Source organism: Blastopirellula sp. SH421 (genome assembly GCF_057808535.1).
On sequence record NZ_CM173712.1, the window covers coordinates 3,872,748 to 3,898,180 of the forward strand.

25 protein-coding genes are annotated in these 25,433 nt (G+C 56.1%); 2 read left to right on the plus strand and 23 right to left on the minus strand.

Features of this window, described 5'->3' with window-relative positions; translation table 11 throughout:
- The 6 genes from SH421x_RS15775 to SH421x_RS15800 all read right to left on the minus strand — a co-directional run bounded on the left by SH421x_RS15775 (position 1) and on the right by SH421x_RS15800 (position 7,109).
- Complete coding sequence (locus SH421x_RS15775) at positions 1-1,242, minus strand: hypothetical protein (RefSeq protein ID WP_488850292.1); 1,242 nt, start codon at positions 1,240-1,242, stop codon at positions 1-3.
- A gap of 257 nt (positions 1,243-1,499) precedes the next feature.
- On the minus strand, positions 1,500-1,892 hold the full coding sequence (locus SH421x_RS15780; protein WP_488850294.1) for a hypothetical protein: 393 nt from the start codon (positions 1,890-1,892) through the stop codon (positions 1,500-1,502).
- A gap of 90 nt (positions 1,893-1,982) precedes the next feature.
- A complete protein-coding gene (locus SH421x_RS15785) occupies positions 1,983-3,308 on the minus strand; it encodes a DUF1552 domain-containing protein (protein ID WP_488850296.1) in 1,326 nt (441 codons plus the stop codon).
- A gap of 55 nt (positions 3,309-3,363) precedes the next feature.
- Positions 3,364-5,925, minus strand: a complete 2,562-nt coding sequence (locus SH421x_RS15790) for a DUF1592 domain-containing protein (protein ID WP_488850298.1) — start codon at positions 5,923-5,925, stop codon at positions 3,364-3,366.
- Positions 5,926-6,107: 182 nt separating this feature from the next.
- Positions 6,108-6,821: a GDSL-type esterase/lipase family protein gene (locus SH421x_RS15795; protein WP_488850300.1), complete on the minus strand. Its 714-nt coding sequence runs from the start codon at positions 6,819-6,821 to the stop codon at positions 6,108-6,110.
- A gap of 96 nt (positions 6,822-6,917) precedes the next feature.
- Positions 6,918-7,109 carry a hypothetical protein gene (locus tag SH421x_RS15800; protein WP_488850302.1) on the minus strand — a complete coding sequence of 64 codons (192 nt, stop codon included), beginning with the start codon at positions 7,107-7,109 and terminating at the stop codon, positions 6,918-6,920.
- Positions 7,110-7,881: 772 nt separating this feature from the next.
- On the opposite strand from SH421x_RS15800, the gene SH421x_RS15805 reads away from it, so the two are divergent.
- A complete protein-coding gene (locus tag SH421x_RS15805; protein ID WP_488850304.1) occupies positions 7,882-8,169 on the plus strand; it encodes a hypothetical protein in 288 nt (95 codons plus the stop codon).
- Positions 8,170-8,310: 141 nt separating this feature from the next.
- On the opposite strand, the gene SH421x_RS15810 is transcribed toward SH421x_RS15805, so the two are convergent.
- From SH421x_RS15810 to SH421x_RS15830, 5 genes are read right to left on the minus strand one after another with little or no spacing between them, the layout of a single operon-like run.
- The gene (locus tag SH421x_RS15810) at positions 8,311-9,456 is read right to left on the minus strand and encodes a hypothetical protein (protein WP_488850306.1); all 1,146 of its coding nucleotides are present in this window, start codon (positions 9,454-9,456) and stop codon (positions 8,311-8,313) included.
- Positions 9,453-11,096 (minus strand): hypothetical protein, encoded by a 1,644-nt coding sequence (locus SH421x_RS15815; protein WP_488850308.1) that lies wholly within the window; start codon positions 11,094-11,096, stop codon positions 9,453-9,455. Before SH421x_RS15815 ends, SH421x_RS15810 begins: the two co-directional genes overlap by 4 nt.
- On the minus strand, positions 11,097-11,915 hold the full coding sequence (locus tag SH421x_RS15820) for a hypothetical protein (RefSeq protein WP_488850310.1): 819 nt from the start codon (positions 11,913-11,915) through the stop codon (positions 11,097-11,099).
- 9 nt (positions 11,916-11,924) lie between these two features.
- Positions 11,925-14,807 carry a hypothetical protein gene (locus SH421x_RS15825; RefSeq protein WP_488850312.1) on the minus strand — a complete coding sequence of 961 codons (2,883 nt, stop codon included), beginning with the start codon at positions 14,805-14,807 and terminating at the stop codon, positions 11,925-11,927.
- Between the two features lie 22 nt (positions 14,808-14,829).
- Complete coding sequence (locus tag SH421x_RS15830; protein WP_488850314.1) at positions 14,830-15,552, minus strand: hypothetical protein; 723 nt, start codon at positions 15,550-15,552, stop codon at positions 14,830-14,832.
- A 69-nt stretch (positions 15,553-15,621) separates the two neighbouring features.
- Here SH421x_RS15830 and SH421x_RS15835 point away from each other — a divergent pair, with 69 nt between their 5' ends.
- Positions 15,622-15,969 (plus strand): hypothetical protein, encoded by a 348-nt coding sequence (locus SH421x_RS15835; RefSeq protein ID WP_488850316.1) that lies wholly within the window; start codon positions 15,622-15,624, stop codon positions 15,967-15,969.
- A gap of 53 nt (positions 15,970-16,022) precedes the next feature.
- On the opposite strand, the gene SH421x_RS15840 is transcribed toward SH421x_RS15835, so the two are convergent.
- The 12 genes from SH421x_RS15840 to SH421x_RS15895 form a co-directional block, all read right to left on the minus strand.
- Positions 16,023-16,634, minus strand: coding sequence for a hypothetical protein (locus tag SH421x_RS15840; protein WP_488850318.1), 612 nt, complete (start codon positions 16,632-16,634; stop codon positions 16,023-16,025).
- 8 nt (positions 16,635-16,642) lie between these two features.
- Positions 16,643-17,029: a hypothetical protein gene (locus SH421x_RS15845; protein WP_488850320.1), complete on the minus strand. Its 387-nt coding sequence runs from the start codon at positions 17,027-17,029 to the stop codon at positions 16,643-16,645.
- A 17-nt stretch (positions 17,030-17,046) separates the two neighbouring features.
- Positions 17,047-17,421, minus strand: coding sequence for a hypothetical protein (locus SH421x_RS15850; protein WP_488850322.1), 375 nt, complete (start codon positions 17,419-17,421; stop codon positions 17,047-17,049).
- A 35-nt stretch (positions 17,422-17,456) separates the two neighbouring features.
- Positions 17,457-18,365, minus strand: a complete 909-nt coding sequence (locus SH421x_RS15855) for a phage tail tube protein (protein ID WP_488850324.1) — start codon at positions 18,363-18,365, stop codon at positions 17,457-17,459.
- A 3-nt stretch (positions 18,366-18,368) separates the two neighbouring features.
- Positions 18,369-18,812: a hypothetical protein gene (locus SH421x_RS15860; protein ID WP_488850326.1), complete on the minus strand. Its 444-nt coding sequence runs from the start codon at positions 18,810-18,812 to the stop codon at positions 18,369-18,371.
- A 271-nt stretch (positions 18,813-19,083) separates the two neighbouring features.
- Entirely contained in the window at positions 19,084-19,413 is a 330-nt protein-coding gene (locus SH421x_RS15865) for a hypothetical protein (RefSeq protein ID WP_488850328.1), read from the minus strand.
- Positions 19,410-19,652: a hypothetical protein gene (locus tag SH421x_RS15870; RefSeq protein ID WP_488850330.1), complete on the minus strand. Its 243-nt coding sequence runs from the start codon at positions 19,650-19,652 to the stop codon at positions 19,410-19,412. Before SH421x_RS15870 ends, SH421x_RS15865 begins: the two co-directional genes overlap by 4 nt.
- Positions 19,653-19,782: 130 nt before the next feature.
- The gene (locus tag SH421x_RS15875) at positions 19,783-20,205 is read right to left on the minus strand and encodes a hypothetical protein (RefSeq protein WP_488850332.1); all 423 of its coding nucleotides are present in this window, start codon (positions 20,203-20,205) and stop codon (positions 19,783-19,785) included.
- A gap of 90 nt (positions 20,206-20,295) precedes the next feature.
- Complete coding sequence (locus tag SH421x_RS15880; protein WP_488850334.1) at positions 20,296-21,525, minus strand: phage major capsid protein; 1,230 nt, start codon at positions 21,523-21,525, stop codon at positions 20,296-20,298.
- A gap of 197 nt (positions 21,526-21,722) precedes the next feature.
- A complete protein-coding gene (locus SH421x_RS15885; RefSeq protein WP_488850336.1) occupies positions 21,723-22,451 on the minus strand; it encodes a hypothetical protein in 729 nt (242 codons plus the stop codon).
- A gap of 102 nt (positions 22,452-22,553) precedes the next feature.
- Entirely contained in the window at positions 22,554-23,672 is a 1,119-nt protein-coding gene (locus SH421x_RS15890; protein ID WP_488850338.1) for a hypothetical protein, read from the minus strand.
- 183 nt (positions 23,673-23,855) lie between these two features.
- Positions 23,856-25,391: a hypothetical protein gene (locus SH421x_RS15895; RefSeq protein WP_488850340.1), complete on the minus strand. Its 1,536-nt coding sequence runs from the start codon at positions 25,389-25,391 to the stop codon at positions 23,856-23,858.
- Between the last annotated feature and the right edge of the window lie 42 nt (positions 25,392-25,433).

Genomic DNA, 25,433 nt, shown 5'->3' on the forward strand with positions numbered 1-25,433 from the left:
TTACTTCCCTTTCAGCGGGATGATCAAGTCTTCGAGTGAATCCTGCAGACGAACGCCAAAGGAATTCTCACTTAACATTTGAAATGGCATCTGGTCGCTCGCGATCACGAGATGACGATCAGCCACCCGGATTTCGTAGGTCTCAGGAGGAAGTCCGTCGATCCGGAATGCTCCGTCGTCTGCGACAACGATGCTGACCAAGTCCCAGGCCGGCTCGCGCGAGAAAGAGAGCTTAAGGTTTTTTGGAAGCGGCTGACCGTCAGTCCGTTCTACCCGACCCGAGATCGAGTAAGTGGAAGCGATATCTAACGTCCCTAGATCTCGCACCTGACCCGTAGCGGGCGCGAGAAACGTTTTGGTGGAGATCACATGCGGGCTATGGGATCGATTCGCCTCGCCGACAACCGAGTAAATGCCGTAGCGCTCGTCTGGCGGAAGATGATGAAATTCAAATCTACCCGCTTCGTCAGTCACGTCCCCGACGGCGGCGATAAAGATTCTCCCGCTGGATGATCGATCGATTTGCACGACCGCGATACTCATGTTGGCGATCGGTTCGCCGTGACTTTCAATCTTGCCGATAACGCTGGCGCCTTGTTTGACTTCAATCGAGCGTGGGGCTTTCCCGGGCTCCAATTGATCGATCTGCACTCCACAAAAGCCAAATCCGGTGATCCGGATATCGAGCGCCAAAAAATCAGCGGGCACAATCAGCGAAAAATGCCCCGCCTCGTCGGTAATCGTAGGATCGACTCCATCGACTTGTCCCATCCACCGTCGCGCGGCGGTCTTGGCGCCGTGCGGATCGATCAGCGCACCCGCGATCGGATTGCCGTCTAGCGTTACAACTCCCGAAACCACACGGCTGGGATCGACTGCTGCCGGCAACGCTTCTAGTTTGAGTGAAACGGGGCCTGACTCCGGATCAATCCACGGCGTTTGCAAAGCTCGATGGCCAGACTTGGTCAGCACCAAGTGGAACTTGAGCGCCGGATCGAGCTGTTGCAGCTTGAAGCCTCCTTGCGAATCAGTGGTTGCAAACTTGCCGCAATCGAGATAGCAGCTGGGACAAAAGATCGCATCGCCCACTTTCGGGCCGGCGGTCGAAACATCAACGCGCACTCCGGCCAACGGTTTACCAGCAGGATCGGTGACGGTTCCGACAATCGCAGGCGAATCACCGAAAGCGAAAGTCGTCAGGCAAAGTACAACGGCAGCAGCCGTAGACAAGTGAAAAGTCATTGATGTACGACCTTTTTGGGTTTGCCAACAGGCAATGTTTGGGACGCCGATGATGCTGTTGCGATCACTAGTACGCTGCCGCATCTACTTCATGAAGACGACGCCCTTACCAAAAAACACCACCAGCAGGCGACTAGCTGTGCAACTGCCGCTTTGTAACAGATTGCCTCGGCTCGTCAAGCTAAAACCAATGGATGCTTAAATCAAACATGAGCGACTACAGCAACTAGATCATGCACACCTACCTTGCTAGGCACTTATCCCTGAACGAGGATCGCGAGTACGCCGAAAATAATGTCGACCCAGATCAGAAACAAAGGAATCCCAACCAGCACCACGCAAAGCGGAAAGGACCACCACTTGCTGCGAATCGACTTGGCCCACCTTTCCCAAACATCTGGCTTTGGCAGGTTGTCGAGATCATAAATGAGCTGCCTAAACTTAGGACCAAGTCGAACAGCGCCGATCGGATCGCCGCCCCTTGGCTCTACGGAGACGGCCTCGATTCTCCAGAGATATTGAATCAGCCATTCATATTCTTCGTCGCTCAAATCATTCGCGCCGGTAATCGCCTCGTAGGTGTATAGCGGACCAGTTTCAGTCGCTTGCAACCAGCGAATTACCGATTTTTGTTTTTCATCCAAATCCATGGATTACACGGTATCTCTTTAAAGCTGGACGGAGAAACTTAGCGACTTGATTGGATTGGTTGTACAGAACCTACGATAGCTTTTCACCTCCTAAGAAATCAACGTCCCGGTCGCATCACTGAACTGGTCGGTTTCGACACCCATCTTTTGAATCATGGTCAGCAGCAGATTGCTGAGCGGCGGGTGATTGTTATCGTCATAGGCCAGGTGGCGCCCATGCTTCAGGCCAAGCGAGTCGCCGCCGGCGAGCAATAGCGGCAGATTTTTGGGTGAGTGTTCACCACCTTTGCCGCTATTCATGCCGCTGCCGTACAGCACCATTGTGTGATCCAGCATGTTGCCATCGCCGTCGTCGGTTTGCTTGAGGAAATCGAGAAACCTCGCTAGTCGCGACAAATGGAAACGGTCGATCACACCTAGCTTTTTCAACATCCCAGCGTCGCCGCCGTGATGCGACAGCTCATGATGGTTTTCTCCGCCGCCGCCGTAGCCGCCTGCTTCACGAGACCACTCGAAGGTAATCACGCGCGTCGTGTCGGTCACAAACGACAGGTACGATAGTTCCAGCATTACATCAATCCACATTGGGCGATCATGCGCGTCGCCAGACTTGCTGACCAGCTGCAGAAACTTCGGTTCCAGCTCTGGTTTCGGCACGTCGATCCAAGCTTCTAAACGTTCGACCCGCAGCTCGGTTTCGCGCACGCTGCTGAGGTATTGGTCGAGCTTCTGCTGGTCCTTTTGGCCTAATTTTTTGTGCAACGAACGGGCTTCGGCCAGTACGCTATCGAGGATCGATTTTTGCTCGGCGTAGCGCTGTAACGTCGCCGCGCGATCGCCGGCGCTGTCAGGCACAAACAGCCGTTCAAACAACCGCTGCGGAGAATTCTCGGCTGGGATCGGCGTGCCGCGGCGATTGAACGAGAGCGTATGCGAATGCCCGGCCGAACCGGTGCCGCTGCTATCGGATAATTGTAACGAACCAAAGCGGGTCTCTTTGCTGTGATGGTCGGCGACAATCTGATCGGCCGAAACCCAATTGGTGTAATCGCTGCCGGGTGTCGCCGCCAGATCCGCGCCGGTCAGCCAGGTATCGGCGCCGCTATGTCCGCCGGTCGAGTTGGGATGCCCTAGTCCAGAAAAGATGGTGAAGTCGTCGCGATGATCGGCCAGCGTCTCCAGCGTTGGCGACAGCTGGTAATCGGCGCCGGCGGTTTCGGGAGACCACTCCAAAATGTTCACGCCGTTGGGCACATAGCAACAGATCATCCGCGGCTGACGAGCAAGCGAAGATTTGAGCGGCTTAAACTGTGAAGGCGCCGCATGGGAGCTGGGCGTCATCGCATCCAGCAGCGGCAGGCTAAGACAAACTCCTAGTCCGCGTAGTGCTGTCCGGCGTGAGATCGTTTTCGACATTTTTTTCCTTTGCTAGGAATCGTTCACCCGTTGGTGATGATAACACGCTGGTTGTTTATTTGGACTGAAACGCTGCGGAATGGGCGATAAAATGAATCAGCGAGCGTAGCGACTTGTCCTTGGCTTTCATCGCGGCGACCGCGGCGGTAATTTGCGGACGATCGACAATGCTCATCTCTCGCCCTAAAGCGTAGGTAAACATCTTTTCGGCCAAACATCGCAGAAAGAGATCCTCTTTGGCGAGCAAGGCCTGCTGCAGTGACTCGATCCCGTCAATCTTGGTTCCATCGGGCAGAGTGGCGGACGCATCAATCAGGGGATCATTCGCCCCGATCCGCCCTTGATAGCCGTGCCCTTCACGCTGGCGCCAATCGCCAGAGCCGTCAAAGTTTTCCAACGCAAAACCCAAAGGATCAATCTTGTTATGGCAGCGTGCACACTGGGCAAGTTCGCGGTGGATTTCTAACCGCTGACGAACCGTCGCTTTGTCGATGCCGGGAACCTGAGGAGCGATCTCGCCGACGTTGGCGACCGGCAGACCAGGATCGGTCCCCAGGATGTTTTTCAAGATCCAGACACCGCGTTTGACCGGCGAAGTGCGCGTGCCGTTGGAGGTGATCGACAACATCGAAGCCTGCGTTAGTACGCCGCCGCGATGGATACCGCTGGGCAGCTCGACGCGGCGCAGCTCGTCGCCCTCTACTCCATCAATGCCGTAAAAGCGGGCCAGCCGCTCATTGATCACCACAAAGTCCGAGTCGATAAAGTTCATCACGCTTAAGTCGTGTTGCAGCACTTCACGAAAGAAGGCGAGCGACTCGGCCACGATCGAAGTTTCTAAATGCCGATCGTAACGGCGAAACAGCTCGGCGACCGGCGGATTCGCTCCTACTTCACGCAGACTCAACCATTGTCCGGCAAAGTTTTGAACCAGCGCTGCCGATTTTGGATCGGCCAGCATGCGATCAATTTGCTGATCCAACGTTTGCGGATCGCGCAGCTTGCCGGCTTTGGCTGCGCGAAATAACGTGTCATCCGGCATGCTGCTCCAAAGGAAATAAGAGAGTCGCGTCGCAAGTTGAAAGTCATCCAGCGGTGCGGCCACCTGATCGCCGCTGTCGGTTGGCTCGGCCAAGTACAAAAAATGGGGCGAGATCAAAATCGCCGTCAGCGGAGCGCGGATCGCCGCTTCAAACGTATCTGACTGTTTGTAGGCTTGATCGAACAACGCGAGCTTTTGCTCAATTTCGGCTGCATCGGCCGGACGTCGATAGGCCCGCTGAAGAAAACGAGTAATTACGCTGCGAGCATATTCTCGCGGATCGCTAGCCCGCAAGGGAGAATCAGGCAGCAAGCGGGTTTGCGATTCTGGCGGCCATTGCGGATAGATGGGCCCTTCTAACTCCATCCAGTCGACGGTGGCTTCAGGTCGGGCAAACGCATCGTGTCCTTGCATCCAAAAGTTTTCGACTTCTTTGGGGATGTCGTAGGCGTAGTCGATGGTTAGGCCCGCTTTGGCGGTGGTAAAATCGGTTTCGATCTCAATCGTCTGCATCGCGGGGAAATCTGCGTCAACGTCAAACTCAGCGATCACTTTGGGCTGGCCCGCCAAATGTTGCGTGACTTTTAACCGTGGCCGACCATAGTCATAGTCACGAAAAGTTTGAAAATGCTCGAGCCCTCGCTCGAATTCTTGGCGCTTCCATTTTTCTTGACTCGGATTCTGCTTCAGCGCTTCGTCCAAGCGATGCTGCAAAAAGCCTTTGGCCGACTCGACCACTTCGTCACGCGTCGGCACTCTGCCGCCGACCCGAATCCGCACGAGATACTTGCCGGGGTTTTTGACAGCGAAGTCGCGCACATTGAAGTTGCGATCCCACGAATTGTGGTGCATGACAATGGCGTCTCCGACATTTCGATTCTTACCACTGTTTACAATCAAACGCTGCTTGTCGTACTCGACACGATTACTGTCTGAGTCGCCAGACTCGGGCTGGAATCTCCATTGAATGCTCGGCGGTTGACTCCCAACAACAAACGACTTGTCGAGAATATCTCGCGCTGCGTTGTAATACTGCTCTAGATGGATCGGCGAGATCGTCAGCGCGCCGCCGTTGTTGTCAAAGCCGCCGGTCGGCGGATCTTCGGGAAAGTGAGAAGTGTCATAGTCGATCCCCATTAGATCGCGAATCGTGTTGCGATACTCGTCTCGATTCATCCGTCGCAGGATGATTACGTTGTCTCGTTTGATTTGCTCGGCCCGGATCATCTCGCCGGTAATCCAGTCGACAAACTGGGCAACTTCGCCGGCCTGTGGTTGCGGCTCTGCTTCAGGCGGCATCTCGTGACTGTTCAGCACGTTGACCACTTCGCGCCATCGACCGCTGGTGGTTAGGTCATCAAACGCCGTGCTTAACTGCGTGTCGACACGAAACTCTGCCTCCGCTGCGTCCGGTCCGTGACAGCGAAGACAATGCTGTTTTAAAAAGCCGGACGCATGCTGCCGGAAACCGGTTTCGTCTGGCGTAAAACTCGCCGCAGGTTGACCATTGGCCGACGAACCGACCAGCATCACACCACCAAGAATCCAGCAAACGCAAAAACGGATTTGCATCATGAAAGTCGTCATCGAGAGGCCAGCGGCAGGTAAGGTTAATAGCCGCAATCTACGATTTGCGGAAGCAGCTTAGTTTAACCATCTACCAGCAAAAGACCAAAAGATTTGCTGCCCAGCCGCAAGGCGGTCAGCAAGCGACGGAAATGGCGCCAGAGGACTTCCAGATCCGTAAATCTAGCGATTTAGGGTTTCCTGCGCACCGGTGGTGATTTCAAATGGCCCGCTAACTTTGGCTCCACTACTTTCAGTTCAGCGATCACGAGCGCGGCGATTGCATCTGCGCCTTTTTGGGTGAAGTGGGTGATGTCGGTTGGTTCGGGGTTGTAGGTGGCGCTTTCGATGGGGCCCAGTTGGTTGTGATGCGCGACGCTGATCGTGTAGAGATCGAGCAGCGGCACTGCTTCCTGTTTGGCGACCGCAGCGGCAGCTTGGGCGTACTGCGAAAGCGGGGCCTTCAGCTGATCCGAGGTACGCGGCACGATCTTGCCATCTTCGCCAAAGCCGCGGCGCGTAACCGAGGTGACCACGATCGGCTCGCCGCCGGCACGTTGGATGCGGTGGATATACGAAGTTAGTTTTTCGCGGTAGACGCTCGTGTCGTATCGCTTTTGATCGTTGTGTCCAAATTGAATCAACACATAGTCAGGTTTCTGCAGCAGCAGTTCGTCTAGCTTGCTTGAAAGAGACTGCAGCGTTGCGCCATTCTTGGCAAAGTTCAGCACTTTTGTGTGGTTGGTAACCTGCTCTGCAAACGCCGGCCCCCAACCATACGTGCTGGCCACGGTAGAGTCGCCGATCAAGCCGATCGTGATTGTTTTTTCTTCATCCGCCAGCGCCGCCGCGCTGCAGAAGCTCAACAGACTGAATAACAATCCAAAGGCGTATCGAGAAGGCATCTCTTTTCCTTGGTCTAAAGAGAATAAAGAGTCTGTTGTAAAACGCCGCAATGACATTTTACAACAGACTGCGCGGATTGCCCATCTACATCGCGCTCATGCCGCCGAGTGCTGATCGCTGAACTGAGCGTCCGTTCGATCAAGCACGATCTCGGTCGCCAGCGGGAGCTTCTGTTTTTCAAACTCCAGGATAAAGCCGTGCGCATCTTCGAGCGACTCGGCGCGATAGATTGCAACCGGCATTTCGGCCGCGTAGCGCGTGTAGGTAACGACCAGATATTTACTCATGTTTTTCATCGTTCTGCTTTCCCTAAATATGGCTCAATTCAAAGTGGGTGGTCGCGACAATCGCGCATTGGTCCCCTGATGCGGTGTCGTCCTGACAGAAACTTTCCCCGCTGGCAGAGTCGATTTGCAGCGTACAGTTCCACTGCCGCGCACAAGCAGCGCAGCGCCGTAATAAACAGCGATGCTGAATTAGTGAAGTGAGCCGTTCATGCTCGGGTATGAACAAGTGAGTTCGTCTGGGCGACATGGGTACCTACCTTCGGCGCAAGAGGGTTTGGGTCGATAGAGATTAAGACAGTTTCGGCGGCTCAAGAATTCGAGCGAAAGAGGCGACGTCAACGGCTGTCGCGGCCGGCAGCGACCCTGCGCTGGCTTGGTACGTTTCTCTTCAGTACGACCTATAGGATAGTGAACATCCGTGCGCTATGCAAGCACTATTTTGAGCCTTGTTTTTACGGGGTTTTTGAGGGAAAAGCAGAAACCGAAAAGTGGAAACCGGAGAAGCCCAAAACTAGTCACAAAACCACAAAAAACGGCGATCTGCGGCGTAACGATAGGTGATGTAAAAATGGGAAGAAAACCTATTCATTCGCACACGTTATCCCTACATGCCCGCTTCCTATTTCAGCGTGATCTCTGGCCAAACGTGATCGCTGCATTGTTCCCCAGCGATTTGCCCTTCCCCACAACTGAGGGTATCGTAATGGGCGTCCTAGTTCTACCGCGCGGGTTCTTGTGACGCTCCGACAAAATTAATAAACGGTGAAGCATCATGGCCGCTTTACGATACCTACTGATCGGCGCCAGCAGTCTGATCGTGTTGGTTGCAGTCGCCGCTGGCGGCTATCACTGTGGCTATCAAGAATGTTACCGCGAATTGAACGAGTTGAATCGCAGCGACGTCGGCAACCTGTTGGCGCCAGGCAATAACGCGATGATCCTCCGCGACATGCAGCGCGAGTGCATGGATCTCGAAAGCCAACTGATCACGTCCCAGCGCGAAGTAGAACGTTTAAAATCGATCGCCCATAAAAAAGCGACGCATTTGACGCCGCAGTAGTTCGATAGAGCAAAGCGACGGGTGACGCAACACTAGCCCGCAGCGCCAGCGAGGGAATACGGCCGCTACTGAATGCCGGGTTAGCATCGCCAAGCGTATTCCCTCGCTGGCGCTGCGGGCTAGTGTTCAGATTTTTTTCTGCTACGCCAACGAGCTGGCCCAGCAGTTTAGATACCGGATCTCCAACACGCCGGTTGCTGCGTTGACCACGTGAAAGCGATCTCCCTGTTGTGCGGTCACGATCGTTGCGCCAGAAACGGTGGTAAAGTACGAATCGATTTCTTCAAACTGGGCCCAATTTTCTGGACGGACATAAATTCCTTCTTGCCAGTCAGGCCGAAAAATTCCGCTTTCGTTGTCGGCGAGCTGATCGTCGCGATCGGCGACAGAATCAAACCGATTTCGTTCGACCAAAAAGCCGAGCGTCATTCCTCGCAGGTCGAGCCCTGCCTCAACGGCTTTGATCGATGCGGTGAATCCGATTTGGTAAACGCCAGCTTGGTTGCAGCGGATTTGCAGCGCCCCTTTCTCGGCGGCCGCAATCGGCGTTTGCGTATCGCCGGCACGAGTTGGCGGCAATTGGGGTACGCCCCAGGCGGTCTGTTTGAAGTTAGGCGCCGCGTCGGGCGCAACAGCTGGATCGTACGCGCGATAGTCGAAATCGACGAGGCTCGATAATTGAGGACGCGTTGCGCCGCCGGCCAATGACGCGCGATTGCTTTCGAGGATCAGTCCGGTGCCGGCGTAGGGATAAACGTATTGGCGGCGGAGCTCTTCGGTTTTGAAGTAGCGCGTCGGCGCCCAATACGCAGGGGTCACCCAACCAACGCGAAAACGCTGTTGCGGCTGCCGACGATCCCGAAAATCGATCACTGGGCAACCATCGAAGCCGAGCAAGCGAAACGCACCGCCCCCGGCGACCAACCCAAAGCTATCCGCCGCGACGCCTAACAGCGAATCAGGCCGCACCAGCGCTCGGTGATCGACGCCGTTGCTGACGTCTTGGCGGATCAGCACTTGCAGGATCTCTCCCTGACGGCAACTTCCTCGCGCACCGGACGGGACCGCTTGCGGTCCGTTCACAAACAACAGACCGGCATCTTGGATCTCGGCATGCGGTGCGTCGATCGTGCTCAACCGCAATAGCGCATCCTCATCGGCGGTTTCGATCGCGCCTAACCGCGTGGTTGAACGCGCGGCGGTTGTGGCCGGCGCCATCACCGCAAACGGCGGAATCTCTTCGCGACCGCGGTTGACAAACGGCAGCCAGCAAGCAGTCGAAATCATCGGCGTTCTCCTCGTTGTTCTCGGCGACGTTCGCCGCGCGTCATTTCGACAACGCGCTCCAACAGGCGTCGTTCGCGATAGCTCATGTCGACCAGATCATCTTCACGATTGCGGCTGACAATCGTCGTTCCCTTGCCGCTGCTGCCGAGACTCCAAGTCACTTGGCGGATCGCGCCATCGGGTTGAATCGGCCAAAAACCGTCGTAGGTCAATGTGCCCGGCTGGGAGGCTTGCAGTTCTTTGGCGGTCGCATCCAGATAATACTCGGCTTGCCGTTTCACTTCGGCTTCGTTACTGACGAGCTTCTTTGACTTGTGATTGATGTAAACTTCCCGCGCTATATCATCTCGCATGATCGTTTGCGTGACTGTTTGACGCGCCGGTTTCACCGGGGCTACCTCCAACCTAGCAATGCTACGGGTTTGCGGATCGCGGCGATTGCAGGCAATCCGCAGCTTCAACCGAGCCGGATGCGGCTCGTAGTTGCCGGCGACCTGTTTGTAGAGAAAGACCGGATCGGCAAAGATCACCAAGCCGCGCTCATGATCGATGGTGAATGCCCGGGTATAGAGGTCTTCAGGCGTATCATTTAAATTTGGATTGGGCTGCTCACTTTCGTGCGGCTGCGGAAAGGTCGCTGCGCCCTTTTCAAACAATCCGTAGACCCACGGCGGCCGCCGCCGCATCGTCTTGTCAGGCAGTTGATCCGCTTCGACCTGATGCGGCAGTAGCGGGAGGACTTCTGTGATTTGCTGAATGATGTTTTCTCGCTGCTTGGGATCGCCTGGCAAGACGAACTTTGGTTGAATCTGGTAGTACTTCCAAACGCAGCTTTTCGCCAAGCGGCGGTGCTCGGCCGTGACGTTTAACAGATCGGGTAACCCTTCATTGCGCCAGCCATGCTTTGGCTCGTATTTCACCTGATCCAGTGGAACAATATCGCCGCCTGGCTGAATCGCGACCGGCGCCAGTACAAAGTCCATTTGATAGACGTTAGGCGCCGCGACAAACTTCAGCGCGTGCGGCGAATCAGGAAGATCATACGCCGCTTCTCCCGCGATTGCGGCGGGATTGATCGCCAGCAACTCGCCTTGGCCGGCGGGCTCAATCGAGACGAGACCACCAATCTTTAACACCACGCGACAGCCGCACGCATCGGCCAGATCGGCCAGCGCCAGCGCTGGGATCTTGTAGTCCCAGTTGATGTAGGGGCGAAGTTGGTTGGGCATTTTGGCGACGTTCCCCTTTTCGCCCATCGCCGTCAGACAAAGCTGCGCCAGTTCACGCGGCGTTTTCTCGGTCCCCGGCTGGATACTTTTACCGTCGTGCGTGCGAAGGTTGTATTGACCCGAGATCGACCCAAATTTCCAAGCCCAGCGCTGATCGAGAATTTCAAACCGCATCATCGAGCGTCCTGCGTAGTCGGTCTCGACCGTGACCGAGTCAACCCGGCAGTTGGGGATTGGAATCACAGCGCCTGCGTAACGAAAGCTCGCCGTTCCCAAAGCCGCTGGATTGGCGGCGCCAGGCAAAGTGCGCAAGGTTATCCGACCAGGACTTACGCCGTGCGCCAACGTGTAGCGCGCTTCGACATAGTCAGAAACGCCGGGATAGCTGAACAAAGCTTCGGCAATACTCATTTAACGTCGGACCCCCATGTGACCGCCCAGTCCTAGGGCTCGCAGCCGGATCGCGGCAGCGACTGCTCCGCCGCCGATGTTGGTTACCAGCGTCATGATTTCCGCATCGGATAATGCGCGATTGTGCGAAGTCACTCCAGCAACGCGACCTTTGTACGATGCGGTGATGTATGCTTCGCTCGCCTCGGCACAGAAAGCGCCAACCGTCGGGCTGAAGTCTAGCAACGTATTTATCGCTACGTCGCTACCGCTTTGAATCTCGGTCGCATATTGGATGCCGTTGATGAACAATTCAACATCCGACGCCAGCGGTGATGCGATGTCAGGAACTCGCACCGCAATATGGAACCACTCCTCGTAACCAATCGATGGCGGCGATGCTGCTTGCATCACGACCCCTCGAAAAAACATCCGGACCGGGTTGCCAGAGACGATCGAGGTTGCAAGCGTAAAGCTGGCTCCAGCGATGTCCGATGCACCAGTCCAGCGATAGCCGGCTGAGAGGAGATAATTTTCATAACCGTAGTCATTCGACCGGCACCAAATCCCATACGTCCGCGGATTGGCGCCGGCGACGAAAGCAGGAGAGAGCGTGGGAATCAGAACGCCGGCATTGTCCCCTCCCCCGCTGCTCACTTCGATCGCACTCGGCAGCCATGCGGTTGGCCCTGTAACACCGCCGAGGAAACCAGGCGATCCGTAAGAAACGTAACTTGTGCCGTGGACAGCATTGGGGGACGCGTCGACGATCATCGACCCTGATGCATCTTGGCATTCCCACCAACCGATCGACTCGGCTTTTAAACTTTCGTAGGACATCGCCGCTCCTTACTTGTAGTAGATCTTGAACAGTACGGACGCAGCGCTCTCGGTAATCATGCGTAGTGCCGTCACCGCAGCGCCCGCGACCGGGATGTATTCGGTTGCGCCGCCTGCGATCAATTGCCCATCGGTATCGTTGGTCGCATCGTGCAGCGTGATATCTTCAGTCGGAGCAATCACGTCGATCTGAATAATGTCGGCTTCTACTTTTCCGGCAGGATGCGAATAGCTGGCGGTGGTCAGCATGGCGGCGATCGTTTCTAACTCGCTATCCACGGCAACCTCGATCATGCCGATCGCTGCTGCAAACAAAGTGGTCGTCACTTCTTCCTCGCTTTCTGCGGGCATCCCCCGCGAGATGATGATGTTGCTGCCGAGATCGGCAAATCGCGATGTGCGTTGATAATGCAGCGACAACAAGCCGTCTGCGTTGGCCACTTCGGCGGTGTCGATCACATTGGCCGAATCGCCGTATACGTGGATCACTCCTGCGACCTGCTTGGCTTGAAGATCGCCATCAAAGATCAGCCGCCCATCGCCGCTGACCACCGCCGCTTCGCCAAGCTGGCCGGTCGACCAGTAATAGAAATCCCCTCCCTCGATGATCAGTGATTCGACCCCAGTAAAGCCGCGTAAAAAGAAGTCGCCGGCCGACGATTTGATCGACGTAATATTGGTTCCGCTGCGGCCGGCGATATTGAGTTCGCCGCCGTTTTTTAAGATGTCGCCTACGGTGACCTGATCGCCCAGATAAACCAGCGCGTCTGCCTGGCGACTGCTGACAAAGCTCACGTGAAGCGCCGCCAAGACCGCCGCTTGACCAGCGTCGACCGCGACCCCAACGGTTCCTTTGTAGACCGAAAGCGTGTTGTTAGCGTGCGTCCCGATCCACTCGACTGCGTAGCCTGACGCTGAGACCGGCGAACCGGTGCTGTAGACCGTCACCGCGGTTTCAGCAGATCCGGTATCAAGCCGAATCAGCGGCGAACCGATCCCCTCGCCGTCGCCGATGCGGACCGCAGTCGCCGCAATCGCCAAGTGCGTCGGCAGATACTCGTAGTAGCCTGCTACGTTGACGTTGGGCAAACCAATCAAGCCGGAAAAGCTGGCGCGAATGTCGAGCGAAAGCAACGTTACTGCCGACTGGTCTAGTCCGTACAAAATATCGGACGCCGAGTTTTCGATCCGCACCTCACTGCCTGTTACGGGGATGCTGTTTTGATCCCAATTGGTCGGTTCGTTCCAGTGATGCGGGCCGGTCGCCGTCACCAGCGTTGTCACCGTTAGCACCTGAGAATCATCGCCGGTCAAGCTGTCACCGCCGCCGACCATCAGCGCTACATTGGTTGCGGCCAGTGCGCCTTGAAACTCAACGACCCAAGGTCCGCCGCTGGGGCCGGTGACTGCAACTGCGTCGATGTTCGACAGCATTTCGAGCGCGGCTTCCACGCTTGAAGCGGCTGCTGCGTACGAAATGTTGCCCGAGGTTTGCCCGCTGTAGGTCAGCGTAAAGGTTCCGCCGTTGACGCCGGACGATAGAGAGACGGTCTGTTTTTCGTTAAGGGGCGCGGCGGCGGACTTGATCGTATCAATCGTGCCGGCGCCGCCGGTCAAGTTTGCGCCGCTGCCCGATAATGGCGCAATATCTTGCGCCGCTAGTGCAGACTGAAATTCGATCGACCAAGTGGGCGCCGCGCCGGATACCGCCACATCACCGCTGCCGATATTCGAGAGCGCCTCGAGCGCCGCTTGAACCGCTGACGCCGCCGCATTATAGGCGATGCCGCTGGTCGTTTGACCGCTGTAGGTCAACGTAAAGGTTCCGCCTGAGGGCGCCCCCAACAGCGCTACCGATTGCACCTCATTGGTTCCAGTAGCGCTGCCGTTTTGCAGCGTGGTGACGCTGCTATCGATCCCCCAACTTGTAGCTTCGTCAAAGCTGACATTCCAGTTGGTTCCGCCGAGTGAACCGAAAAACTCGACATCATAGACCCGCTGATTAAACGCAGAGGAGACCAGCGAGACCGACACATTGGAAGAATTCAGCGAGGTCGCCGACGCTTCGTACATCGCGGTTTGAAATTTGGCGGCCGTATCCAGTTCGCTAAAATCCTTGTCGTAAAAGATGATATTCCCGGGGCCAAAGGACATGGAATACTGGGTAATCGTCCCGTAAGGCATCGCAGCGCTGCGAATCATCGAGACTCGTATTTTTTCGTTCGTTCCGGCTGAACCTTTTACCAGTTCGGTGATGCTGACCGCGCCGGCGGTTAGGCTGGTCGCATCCATCGTCAGCGTTGCGACATCGCTGTGCGCAAATGCTTGTTGAAACTCTACCGTCCAGGGACCGCCCGCCGATCCGCTGACTTCGACGTCCCCGCTATCGATGTTCGACAGAGCTTCCAGCGCTGCTTGAACTGTCGCCGCAGCGGCGTTGTAAGCGATGGCCGCTGTGGTCTGTCCTTCCCAAGAGAGCGTAAAGGTTCCGCCGGTCACGCCGCTAGGCAATGTGACTTGCTGCTGCTCGTTCGCGCCGCCAAATGCAGAAGTGGTCGTCGCGATCGCTACCTGACCGATGCTGCCGTTGACCGCGCTAGCGGTGACGACCAGTGGCCGACCACTGGCAGCGCCGGTCAATTTCAAATACGCAGGCGAAGCGTCGGCAATTACTTCGGCCGTTACCTCGGCCAGTTCCGGCAGATCGGCGGCCTCGATCGCTGCGGCCAAGCCTTCATACAAGGGAACCAGTGTCGAGCCGAGCGCGGTGAAACGGACTGCTTTGCGATTGATTGTTAACGTGACGATGTCACCTGCTTCCACAAATTCGGCTGTTACCGCCGCAACCTGGGCGCGTCCTTGGGCGTCGCCGCGCCATACAAAAAGTGCCATTGGGTTTCTTGCTCCGTAAGGGTTATGCGAAATGAGGACGGCCGGCCAAGGGGCGATCCGACTCGTAACGGACCTCCCAGCTGAGCGAAAAATCAGTCAAGTCGCCGCCGCTGCGACGCTTTCCGCCGCCGTAAGTGATCCGCGGCGCTTCGACCGCGTACTGCTGCGGAAACAGAAAGCCGGGGAAGTTGGGATATTGCCGATAGCCGACCGCTTGACCGCTTTGCACGGCGCGATACACCGTTTGGCGGCGTGTGATTTGTGCCCGCGGCGGCCCCAGTTTGGTTTCGGTCCACTCAATGCGACGATCGCCGCCCGAGAGAGAAAGAGATTCGCGAAAGTTGAGCAGCGCCGTCGCAGCGTCCAAAATCGGAATCTCCGCTTCCAGCGTGACCGCAAAGGTTCGCTTGGTTGCGTACTCGGCGCCGCCGCCGTTAGGAAAGTCAGGCCCGCTGACAACACGCACGCCGCCAACGGCGCGACTGTTCTTCAACACATGCTGACTAGGCGTCACGCCGTCGCTAAGCAATAGCGTCGCGTCAAACCCGCGCTGCTGATAAGCCGCGACCAGCGCCGCGATCTTGCCGTCGATGTCACTTTGCCCGCTGCCGGTGATGATCCCTTGAATCTGCCAAGTATGCAGCTGAGCCAGCGGAACGCCCCCTTCGCTAAGGACCGGCCGCTGCGTGATCGCCAGTTGCGGGCCGCCGATTTCGTGTGTGAAGTTGCCGATTTTTAAGTACATTGGTTATGCGCTCTGTAGTTGTTATTCTGTTTCCAATTGGGAAATGGAAGATAAAACAGGATTTCAAACGTGCAGCTCTCGGATAAGAACAGTAATCTGGTGCTCTTTTGTTTCGGGTTGTTTTTGTGGGCGATCTTCGGAGGCGCGCTCTTCAATTACGGTCTGCAACCGGGGCTCTTTTACATTTCGGTAGCCGTCTTTGTCATAACGATCCTACTGCTCCTCTTCTTTTTGACATGGCTTACTCGATGGACCGCTCGAATCTTGGCTTGGATCTTGTTGGCGTTGTCCATACTTGTGATGTGCTTGGCCGAGTTAGATAGCGTCAAATTCCTCGGACTGACTGCCACGGCGGTCTTTCAGGCTGCATTGATGGGTTTGTATGGGTTCACCTACAAAAGAAATCCTTGGTGTTGAGACATCAGCGCCAAGGCTCGCACTGCCAAGCACCTGAGTCGACGACGCCAAGTTCAGTGAGACCTGTTTGCGACAAAATCCGCCAGGCGTTTATTCAATCGCCACATGATTACCTGTTCGCGCTCAGCCAGTTGCATGTTGATCTGCTCAGCAATTCGCTCGACAAGTTGATCGACATTCTCTTCTACTTTGACGATGTACTCGCGTTTAGCTTTCACTTGGAGTTCAAGCCGCGCTTTCTCGGGTGTCGCCGCTCGAACGGCTGCTTGATTGAGTCGCTCAACGCCGCCGTGATACTTTGCTTTGTCTTGAGTCGACGGCGATGGCGTATCGACTACTTGGCGCGCCAACGGATGCTTGCGAGGGATTGCTGATTCAGCGAGAGGTTCTCCGTTTTCCGCTGGTCGAATGACTTGCCGATGCGGCGAGAATGGTCGCTCTTGCTGTTGGCGCTGCTGAAAGGATTTGACCTGCGCGGCCGAAATTCTTGCGGTCGATTCTGCTTCGATCCGCTCACGTCGCGCCGCTTCGAGTCGCGTGATCTCGGTCGCTTCACGCTGACTATTTGCAAGAGCGGCGCCCAATCGCTTCGCCGCTTGGTTTCGCTGGTCGGTGCTATTCAATAGCACAGACTGCACAATTCGTTCTGCGTCAGATCTCTTCATTTCAGCGCCTATTTCAAAAATTGCGATGCGAGCAGGTTCGCCGTTTCGGTCCGTTGATGCTGTTCGTAGATCGTATCGAGGAGCGCCAAATTGCGGCGGACGATTGCATCGCGTGCCATGACCGGCGATAAGCATCGCCCGTGCGTAGCGCGAACTTCGCGCCACAGTTGATAGGTTTTCCAATTCTTAGCAGACAGCTCTAACTTTTTTGCTTCGTCAGGCGAGCGTTTGGGACAACCGCCGCATTGCAGCGACATGCCTGGCAAGCGCGGCTGCGGCGTTTCGGCGCGCTGCGGACCTTGTCGCACCAGCACGCGTTTGCCGGTCTCTAGGTCATACAAAAATTGCTGACAGTCATCGCAATCAATCGATGCGGCGCCGGGATGCGAAAGCAAAAGCGCGACGCCGCTGGCTAGTTTTTTAGGTCAGTCGCTTCCTGATCGCTGGTCGACTCGTCACTTTGGTTTTCGCCGCATCGATCCGACGCCAACTCGCCCATCACGATGTAAAAGAGTCGCTCTAACAATCGCGGCCGCAAACGCTGCAGATTGGCCATCGCAATCTCGCGCGGCAGCGACCAGTGATGAACGTGTTGCGACAGCACTTGCGCGATCGCCTGCGTCGGGCTGACTCCGGGGCGTTTCGCGAGTTCATAGTAGGCTTCTTTATCGGCATGAATCATCGGTCGATAGACAAACTCAAGCGGACCATGCACGCCGTCCAGCGCCGCGATCCGCCCGTTTTCAAAGTATCCGTCATCAATGAAGTAGTCGGTATCCACAACCATCACTGCACCTGCGAGAAGAGTTTTGAAACAAGTAATTAAGAGACGTCCGTACAAACGACCAACAATTGAGCAACACTCTGGGTCCAATCGGCCAGCGCCTCTAATTGATGTGCCGGGCGCGTCGTCCCCTTCCCACGAATCGGGATTGGGACCTTGGGCTGCTGCACTAATCCAAACGTAAAAGTGAGCGTATCGACGCCGTTGGCATATTCGACTTCGGCGGATACTCCGCGAGCTGCCGTCTCGATCAGCTGCGCGAGTACGCTGTCGTCCAGCTCACTATCAAACGCAAGCGATACCTTGCGCGTGCCTTCCGGAAGGCTGGTTCGCGTTTGGCTATTGTTGAAATGATCCAAATCCAGCGCGTTATCGATTGTGATCACTAAGTTGTCGATCTCGATCGGGGTCTCATCGATCGTGACGCTCGCTTGATGATGGACAAATGGACGTTTGCCCGACAGAGTCGCCGCAATGTTGGGGAATGTACCCGAAGCTGCTGTTGCATCGGCCAGCTTCCCTTGCAGATCGAGCTCCAACGAGAGGACAGCGCCTTTGCTGCTGCGAAAGGTCGCCTTGTCAACTTTCAGACCACGATAGGTGTTGACCATGATCTGACGATCAAGCGTCGCGACCAATTCTGGCAATGTCTCGGCCAGCGCGAACGTATCATCCACTTCAGCGGCGCCCAAGATAAAGGGAAGCAGAAACGATAGATCGTCAGGCCGCGGTTGTAGGGAGATTGAGCCTCCCACGGTGGAAGTCCCATGCTGGGCCGAGTCACCCAGCGGCGAACGCTGTCCAAGCATGCCGTCAGTACGGATGATCGTCGTTTGCTTGTCGAGGTCGACGCCAAAATGCTCAAACTGCCGCGTCGCCAGATTGCTGTCATGCTGCGGGCCCAACCCCAATTGCGTTTGAAAACCAGAAACGTGTGATACCGTCATGAATTACCCCTCGTAGGTGTAACAGCGAATGATGAGCGCGCTGGCGTCATACTGTTTTGCAAAAGCATCCGGCAGCGCGACCTTGCCTGGCTCGCACCAAGTGCGAAAGACGCCGCCTGCTTGAAACGGCAACTTGTCATGAAACGCCAAGCGAATTGCTTCGCGCCACTGGAGCAACGTGCCGAGCGTCCCTTTACCCAGCACTTGATTACTGGCCTTGATCAAACAAACTTCAAATCCATATCCAATCTCACTGCGCTGGTTCGACCCAATCGAATGCAGCGTCTCGGTAACCGGGCAAACAAAGATGCCGGCCGCCAGTTCGCCGCTCTTGGGATTGAACGGCCATTGTTGTTGCTTGACGTTAGCGCTGGTCACGCCGCTAAGATCGAGTTCCAAGATCTTCTCGTAAACCGCATCCCATATCGTCTCGAACGTACTCAGCATTAGGAAATCACCTTTGTAGAAAGTGTGAGGACTCGGAAACTAGCCCGCAGCGCAAGCGAGGGAATGCGGTTGAATTCGTTTGGAAGTTAAAACCTTGCAGCAGAATCAAGCGATCTTTCATTCTCTTTTTGAATAGATGCCGCATTCCCTCGCTTGCGCTGCGGGCTAGTGTTGGGTCGAATTAGTAAATGTAGGGTCCGCTGTGCGGACCATTCGCTATGGTTAGTTGCTTGCAAGATTTTTTGTGCTTCAATGGTCCGCACAGCGGACCCTACGCAATTTGGCGGATGCACACACAATGCCACTGCGTTTTCCACTGGGCGGCTTGCACCGCTTGGACGGTCCATTTGGCGCCGTCGGCCTGCGTGATCACGCCGCCGCCGGCTGGTTGCTTGCCACTTAGTGAGACGTCCCACAAATTAAACGTCGCGTAGTTACCTTGCAGGGCGGCTAGGCCGTTGACCATCGTGAGCAGCTTTTCGTCGGGATCGATCAGCCGGGCCTTTACGCCGCTGACTTCTCCTGCGGCGTCGGCATAGGTGACCTGCTGGATGTCGCCAAAGGCTCGCCAATTGTTTTTCAATGCGTCGTAAAAGCTCATGTCATTCGCCCTTGCCGTTTCACGCTCCACGGTCCTTGCAACAAACCGATCGAGCGCTCGATCTGTTGCAATTCGTCATACAGACTTTTTCGATAGGCGACCTGCTGCACATGATCGCCGGGGCCTGCAGTATCGGGACCGCCGCCGATATCGCTGTTGGTTAGCGCCGCGATTTGCGATAACACCGCATCGCGCCGCGTTTGCAATGCTTCGAGCTGTTGGAACTTGGTGAGAGACACCGGATCTCCTGTAAAAGATGAACTGCTTCAGGCGTAGGGTCCGCTGTGCGGACCGCGGCCCCTGTGAGTTTTTTTTTTGCAAATCGATAACGCTGCATTGGTCCGCACAGCGGACCCTACGGGGATCGACCTAGGGAATCAGACGCCGTACGTAGGGGTTGTATGCTTGCGTGTTCTCGATCTTCAGCGAGGCGAACGCTTTGCCAATCGCTTCCGATTCATCCACCGCGACGATTGGGCTGACCACCCGGGGGCGTCCTTTGCCGCTGCGAAGCGTCACTTCAAAGTCTTGAACTATCAGCGTCTTGCCGTGTGCGGCGAGCCAGGCTTGGATGTTCTCGACATTTTGAGGAATATCGCGGCGATGAATGCGCGTCTGAGGCAGATTTGACTGCTCGGCAAGCTGCTGCTTGGCGGCGTTTTGCAGATTCTTTTCATGCTCGGCGATTTCTTCGTCCAGGATCTGGCGCTCTTCGCGCAACTCGGCGCGTAGCTTGTCCAACTCGGTCCGCTCGGTGGCCAATGCAGTAACGTTTGATTTGACTTGGGTCATATTTGTCTCGTGATAGGAAAAGAAAATATCAACAATCGATGCGCCACGGCTCTGTGCGCCGTGGCACACCGATATCGTCACGACTGCGCGTTAACCGCTGGTCGACTTGACCACTTTGCGCGGCTCTTTGACCGCCATCACGCCGCGTTCGCTGATTTTGAACTGAGCGGCGATGTCGCGCGTCATTTCTAAATGACTGCCGGTCGGCGCTTCGACCGCTTCCGGCGCCCAGTTTTCGACATAGGCGAACGCGCCGGGGAAGTCGCCATAGAACCAGGTCGACGCCGATCCGGTCCGCGATTGGACATACTCGTTGGAGCGGATCTGGTAATCGCGCGGCAGGCGATTCCCTTGCACGATCGTTTGACGATCCCCGCTGGTCTCGCGCACTTCGGTCGCGTTGAGGATTGCTTTCGCTTTCCACTCCAGCGACTTCGGACAGACCAGTTGCGAGCGGCCCAGTACGATGGGCTCGCCATCTTGCGGGTCAGTCATCGCCTGAAAGCGATCATGCACGGCGATCAGCGACTGAAAATCGGCCAGCGCATTGGACGCGACTAAGTTGTCAAAGTCATGATCGCCGCTGTTGTCGCCGTAAGTATCGATGATCGGGCGATTCTTGCGCCGGTACGAATTAACAATCCCCAAGCAAGTGTCGAGAATTCGTTTCTCGCGATTCACGGCCAAGATCATCGCCGCTTCGCCTGCGCGACGCAGCACCATTCCGGTCATGTCAAAGAAGATCGCCTCACGCGTGATCGGCACGATAAAGCCGTACTTCTTGGTCTCCGGCGACATGACCCAATCTTCAGCCAGGCTGACCGTTGGATAGTCGTGCCCTTCTTTTACCTCTTGGGCATGATCGCCCAGCATTGTCATGCCGGCGAACTTCTCCCATTGATGTGTCGACGGGATCAGTTCGACCAGCGACATGCCGATCAGCTCGGGCTTGTTAAACTCTTCCATCATCCGCGAATAAAAGACTTGCCCAATCAGATTGGCGAACGCCGCGCTGCGGACGCCAGACTCGTAGATCCGGTGCCCGGTGACGCGGCCATCCTTGGTGTCGCGCCAGCTGTTGACCATCTCGCGGCCGCACCGTTTGCCCATGCGATCGGTCACGGTCGCTTCAAAGATGCTACGAATGCTGATCTCGTCAGGCCGCAGTTGTCCGGACTTCAATGCGGTCTTCAGCGCATCCATCGCCGGATTCGGCACTTCGTCATAACTGATCGATTCATGCACGCCCATCCGTCGACAAACCGCTTTACGCTGATGTTCGCCAACTTCAAAATCGTGTGCTAATTCCAAATAGTTCATAGAGAGCTCCGTTGTTGGGATTTGTGGTTACTGCGTTTGGATCGCTGTAGGGCGATGTGGCGGAATGGGGGGAAAATGACGAATGCCGAGGATCGAATGACGAAAGAAGCACGAATGTACAAATGCCGAATGCCAACTTCGTGCTTCGTGCTTGATTCGACATTCTGGTTTCGACATTCGTCATTTCGACTAGCCCCCTAAGTGGTCATGCCGAAGGCGATCGCGTCGACGTAGAAAACTTCCTGCGCGGCGCTGCCGGTTTGGCCTCCGCATAGAACGTTCATTTCGGTCGCGCCGGCCAAGGGGACTTCGTGCGTGATCGGTTCGTTGAGGTTCGAGTTGGCTTTGATGCAAACGTGTCCGTTGATCAAAAACACAAACCGGCCATAGGCGCCGCCGGGCAAGACTTCAAACTGAATCTCGAAGTCAGCCATTTCTAGCGATGCTGCGGGGATACCGGTATCGTCAATCTGTTGGGTTGCGCCGGCCGAGCTAATGCACTTCCAAGTGGTTCCGCCGTCGACCTTAAAAATCATCGCGCCATAAAAGCTGGCGGCTGGACCGGCGCCGTTCGCGGACAAGATGGTCCCGACGGCGGCGTTGTTCATGCAGCCGATCGCTACCGCGTTGGCGACGTTGGCGCCTGCTTCGCTGTACTTGAACTTCGACTTTAAAACAAACGCCTGGTCCATCTTGATGACCTCTCCTTTGGTCACCAGATAGCAGCCATCATTGTCGGCCGGAGTCGACGCGCCAGTCGCGATCGAAAGAACTCCGCCAGAAGCATCGGTCACGCCGATCGCAGCCGAACCGTTGTCGCTGAGCTTTTCAAATACATTGGCGTCCAAGCCAAAGCAGTGATCCGCATACGCGGCCTGAAAGTCGAGCCCATAGATGGGGCTGTTGGGATTCAATGTCAAAGGCATAATTGTGGGTCCTCAAAAAATGGAATAGTGAATGGTTTTCAAATGACGAATGTCGAATGTCGAAACTCTGAAATTCGATATTCTGGTTTCGACATTCGTCATTTACCCGGCTGTGATTCCCCAGGCCGCGAACATTTCTTCTCGTGTCCGAACCTGGCGTCCTGCTGGCTGCGTGATTGATTCCCAGATCGGCAGCTCACCGCTGTGGATCGGAGCGAACGAACGTCCCAAGTCGCCGGCGTCGATATACGCTTCCATCTCCGCGCGGCTGCTCAACTTGCCCAACTCGGCTCGCAACGGCGAACTGCTTGGCAAGCCGGCTGATTCCAAGACGGCGGCGGCCCATTGCTCGCGTTCGAGCAAATCCAGACGCTGGTCGATCCGCTGAACGCTGGCGAGCAACCGTTTGCGGAAACTCTCTTGCACGGTCGATTCGTCGGGATCGGTTTCTCCCCCCTGTAACAGCGATTGGGCTTCGCAGATCGTCTGAATCGTTACCATGTTCGCGCCTGCATCTAGTGCGGCGATCACCAGCGAGCGAAAGTTGGCGACAAGGATCTCTTCCGGCGTCCCTTCGCAGGTTTCGATCGTGCGATCCAACAGCGGTGATTCGCCCAACTGAAGCGCGCTCAGCTCGGTCAACACTTTTGCCTTTGCTGGATAGGCGGTTGCGTCCAGCGATTCAATCCACTTGCGTATCGTGTTCTTCATTCCAGTTCGCTCCGATTCAAAAATGCCGCGGGCCGTCGCCGGATCACCTACCAGATCGACTGATCGCACGGCGGTGATTTTGGTCACCTGAAAAATGCCGGCGCCGTCGACGTAGCCGTCGATATCAGCGTCGTGCGAAAGTCCAAACGTTTCGGGAAAACGCTCCGCTCGTTCACAAACAAGCTCGGCTAGTTCATGCGATTTCAAAAAATGAAGGTCGCCGTAGATCGCATCTCCTTGCCGCCGCGGCTGACGAATCACGCCGAAGCCAACAAAGAACGAGCGCTCTTCTCCCGGTGCAAATCCATGATCGATGTTGACCTTGACCCCTTCGTACAAGGCGACCGCCGCATCCAGTGCTTGCGTATAGTTACGACCATTGCGTGACCGCGGGCCGCAAATTTGCACTTGACGAATCACGCCTGCGTCGCGATCCACTTGTCGCGCCGATTGCGAAACGCCAACCGCTTCTTTGACTTGCAAATGTCGTTGTTTGTGTCGTTTGGTCATTGCCGATAAAGTCTCCTTAAAAGTAGGGGCCTCGCTCTTCGTAGCCCGTTGCGCAAGCGAGGGAAATGCGTGGGGATACATCAATCTGCCTACAAATTGTCGAGCGATTTCCCTCGCAAGCGCTGCGGGCTAATGTTGTAGATGGTTGTGACTTTGCTGCTACTTTGGTCCGCACAGCGGACCCTATCGGTTTTCGTTGGCTTCGTTGCGTTGTTCTTCTGCTAGATCAAGATCAAAGCGGCTGGCCAGGGTGCGGCGTGACATCACGCCGGCGGCTCGAAGGGACTGGGCGACACGAAGCTCTTGTTCTTTGTCGCGCACCGCTGGGGATGTTCCTTCGATCGTGATCGCTAACAGCGAGCGAATCTGTCGCCAAGCGAAACCGCAGCGATTGAAACGTCCCAGCTCGAAATAGATTCGCAACACGCGCCACAGCAGCAACTCGAAAGCAGTGATGTACTTTTGTTGGGCCGCTTCAATCGATCGTGTAAACGGGGCGCCCGCTTCTAGGATCGAAGCGTAGTTGTTGTTGCTTGCGTCGCCGCTGATCATGTGCTCTGGCATGCTCCAGCGAACGCCGGTGGCGCGGCGCATCGCTTGTAAGATCTGCACAAAGTTAGCCGCTTGTTGACCGGCCATCGGACCAGCCTGAAACTCGCGTCCGAAGGTGTCGATCACCTCGCCGTTGCGCCAATTGCTGGTCGCGAACGCAGGGCGTCCGTGGTCGGCTGATCCGCCGGTCAAACTTTCGATCGAGCCCCCGACTCCAGCGTTGGTCGCATTTTTGATGATTAGCGCAATCGACGCTTGAATGCCGGCGCCGGTTCCCATCCGGCTTAGTAATTCGCTGGCGCCGGTGATCCGGCTGCTCACCGGATAAAAGTCAGTAAGTCCCCGCTTCACATGCCGCGGGACGTTTCGCTTCAAGTGCAAGAAGCGAGCAGGCGGATAGAAGTTCCACTGGTCGCGGTCGCCGTTCCAGTTGACGAAATAGCCGTAAATCTCGGTCGCATCTCCCATCCGCGTCGCGATACCGTAGCGCCAGTCAATCGCGTGCGGAACCCGCAATTGGCGATGCAGTTGCTCTTCGAGCGCGCGTGGATCGGTCGGCTGGGTCAACCAGGCTGGCTCGACATGGCGCGCTTTGACCCCGCCTGAGTCATGCTCGAGCGCGATCAACATTTCTCCGTCGATGATCGAGTCTTTGATCAGCTCTTGTTCAAACTCAAGCTCCCACTGGTTTTGCGCCAAAAATTGTTCGACGCACGTGCGCGCCTCGTCCCGCAACAGGTCGACGCTCGTCGATTTCTCAATCGCATTCACGGCATAGGTGAAGCCGGTATGCACGACATAGTGGACCAGGTTTCCCAAGATCCCCACTGCCGTTTCGTCCCCGTCCGCCAAGGCGCGAGCAATACCGCGATAGAGCGATAGCTCTGACTCAGATCGAAACAGCGGCCCATAGTGGCCATCTTTTCGATTGGTCGCCAGATCAGGCGTCGCCCAAGATTCTAGGCTGACGGTTTCGTAGAAATCGATCGGCCGCGTGACAGCCGGACCGTGAGCAAGACGAAGATCGCCAAAAGACTCGCGGACCTGTTGCGGACGAGACGCTGCTTGTACTAGATGATCGCGAAGCGGTTGCAAGCGACTACGGACCTCAATCTCGGCTCGCAGCTCTTGCTCTCGCGTCACCCAACTTGTCGTTTGTTCATTCATGAGGAGTAATCGATCCTGAAAGCGTTCGCGATATCCACGGAA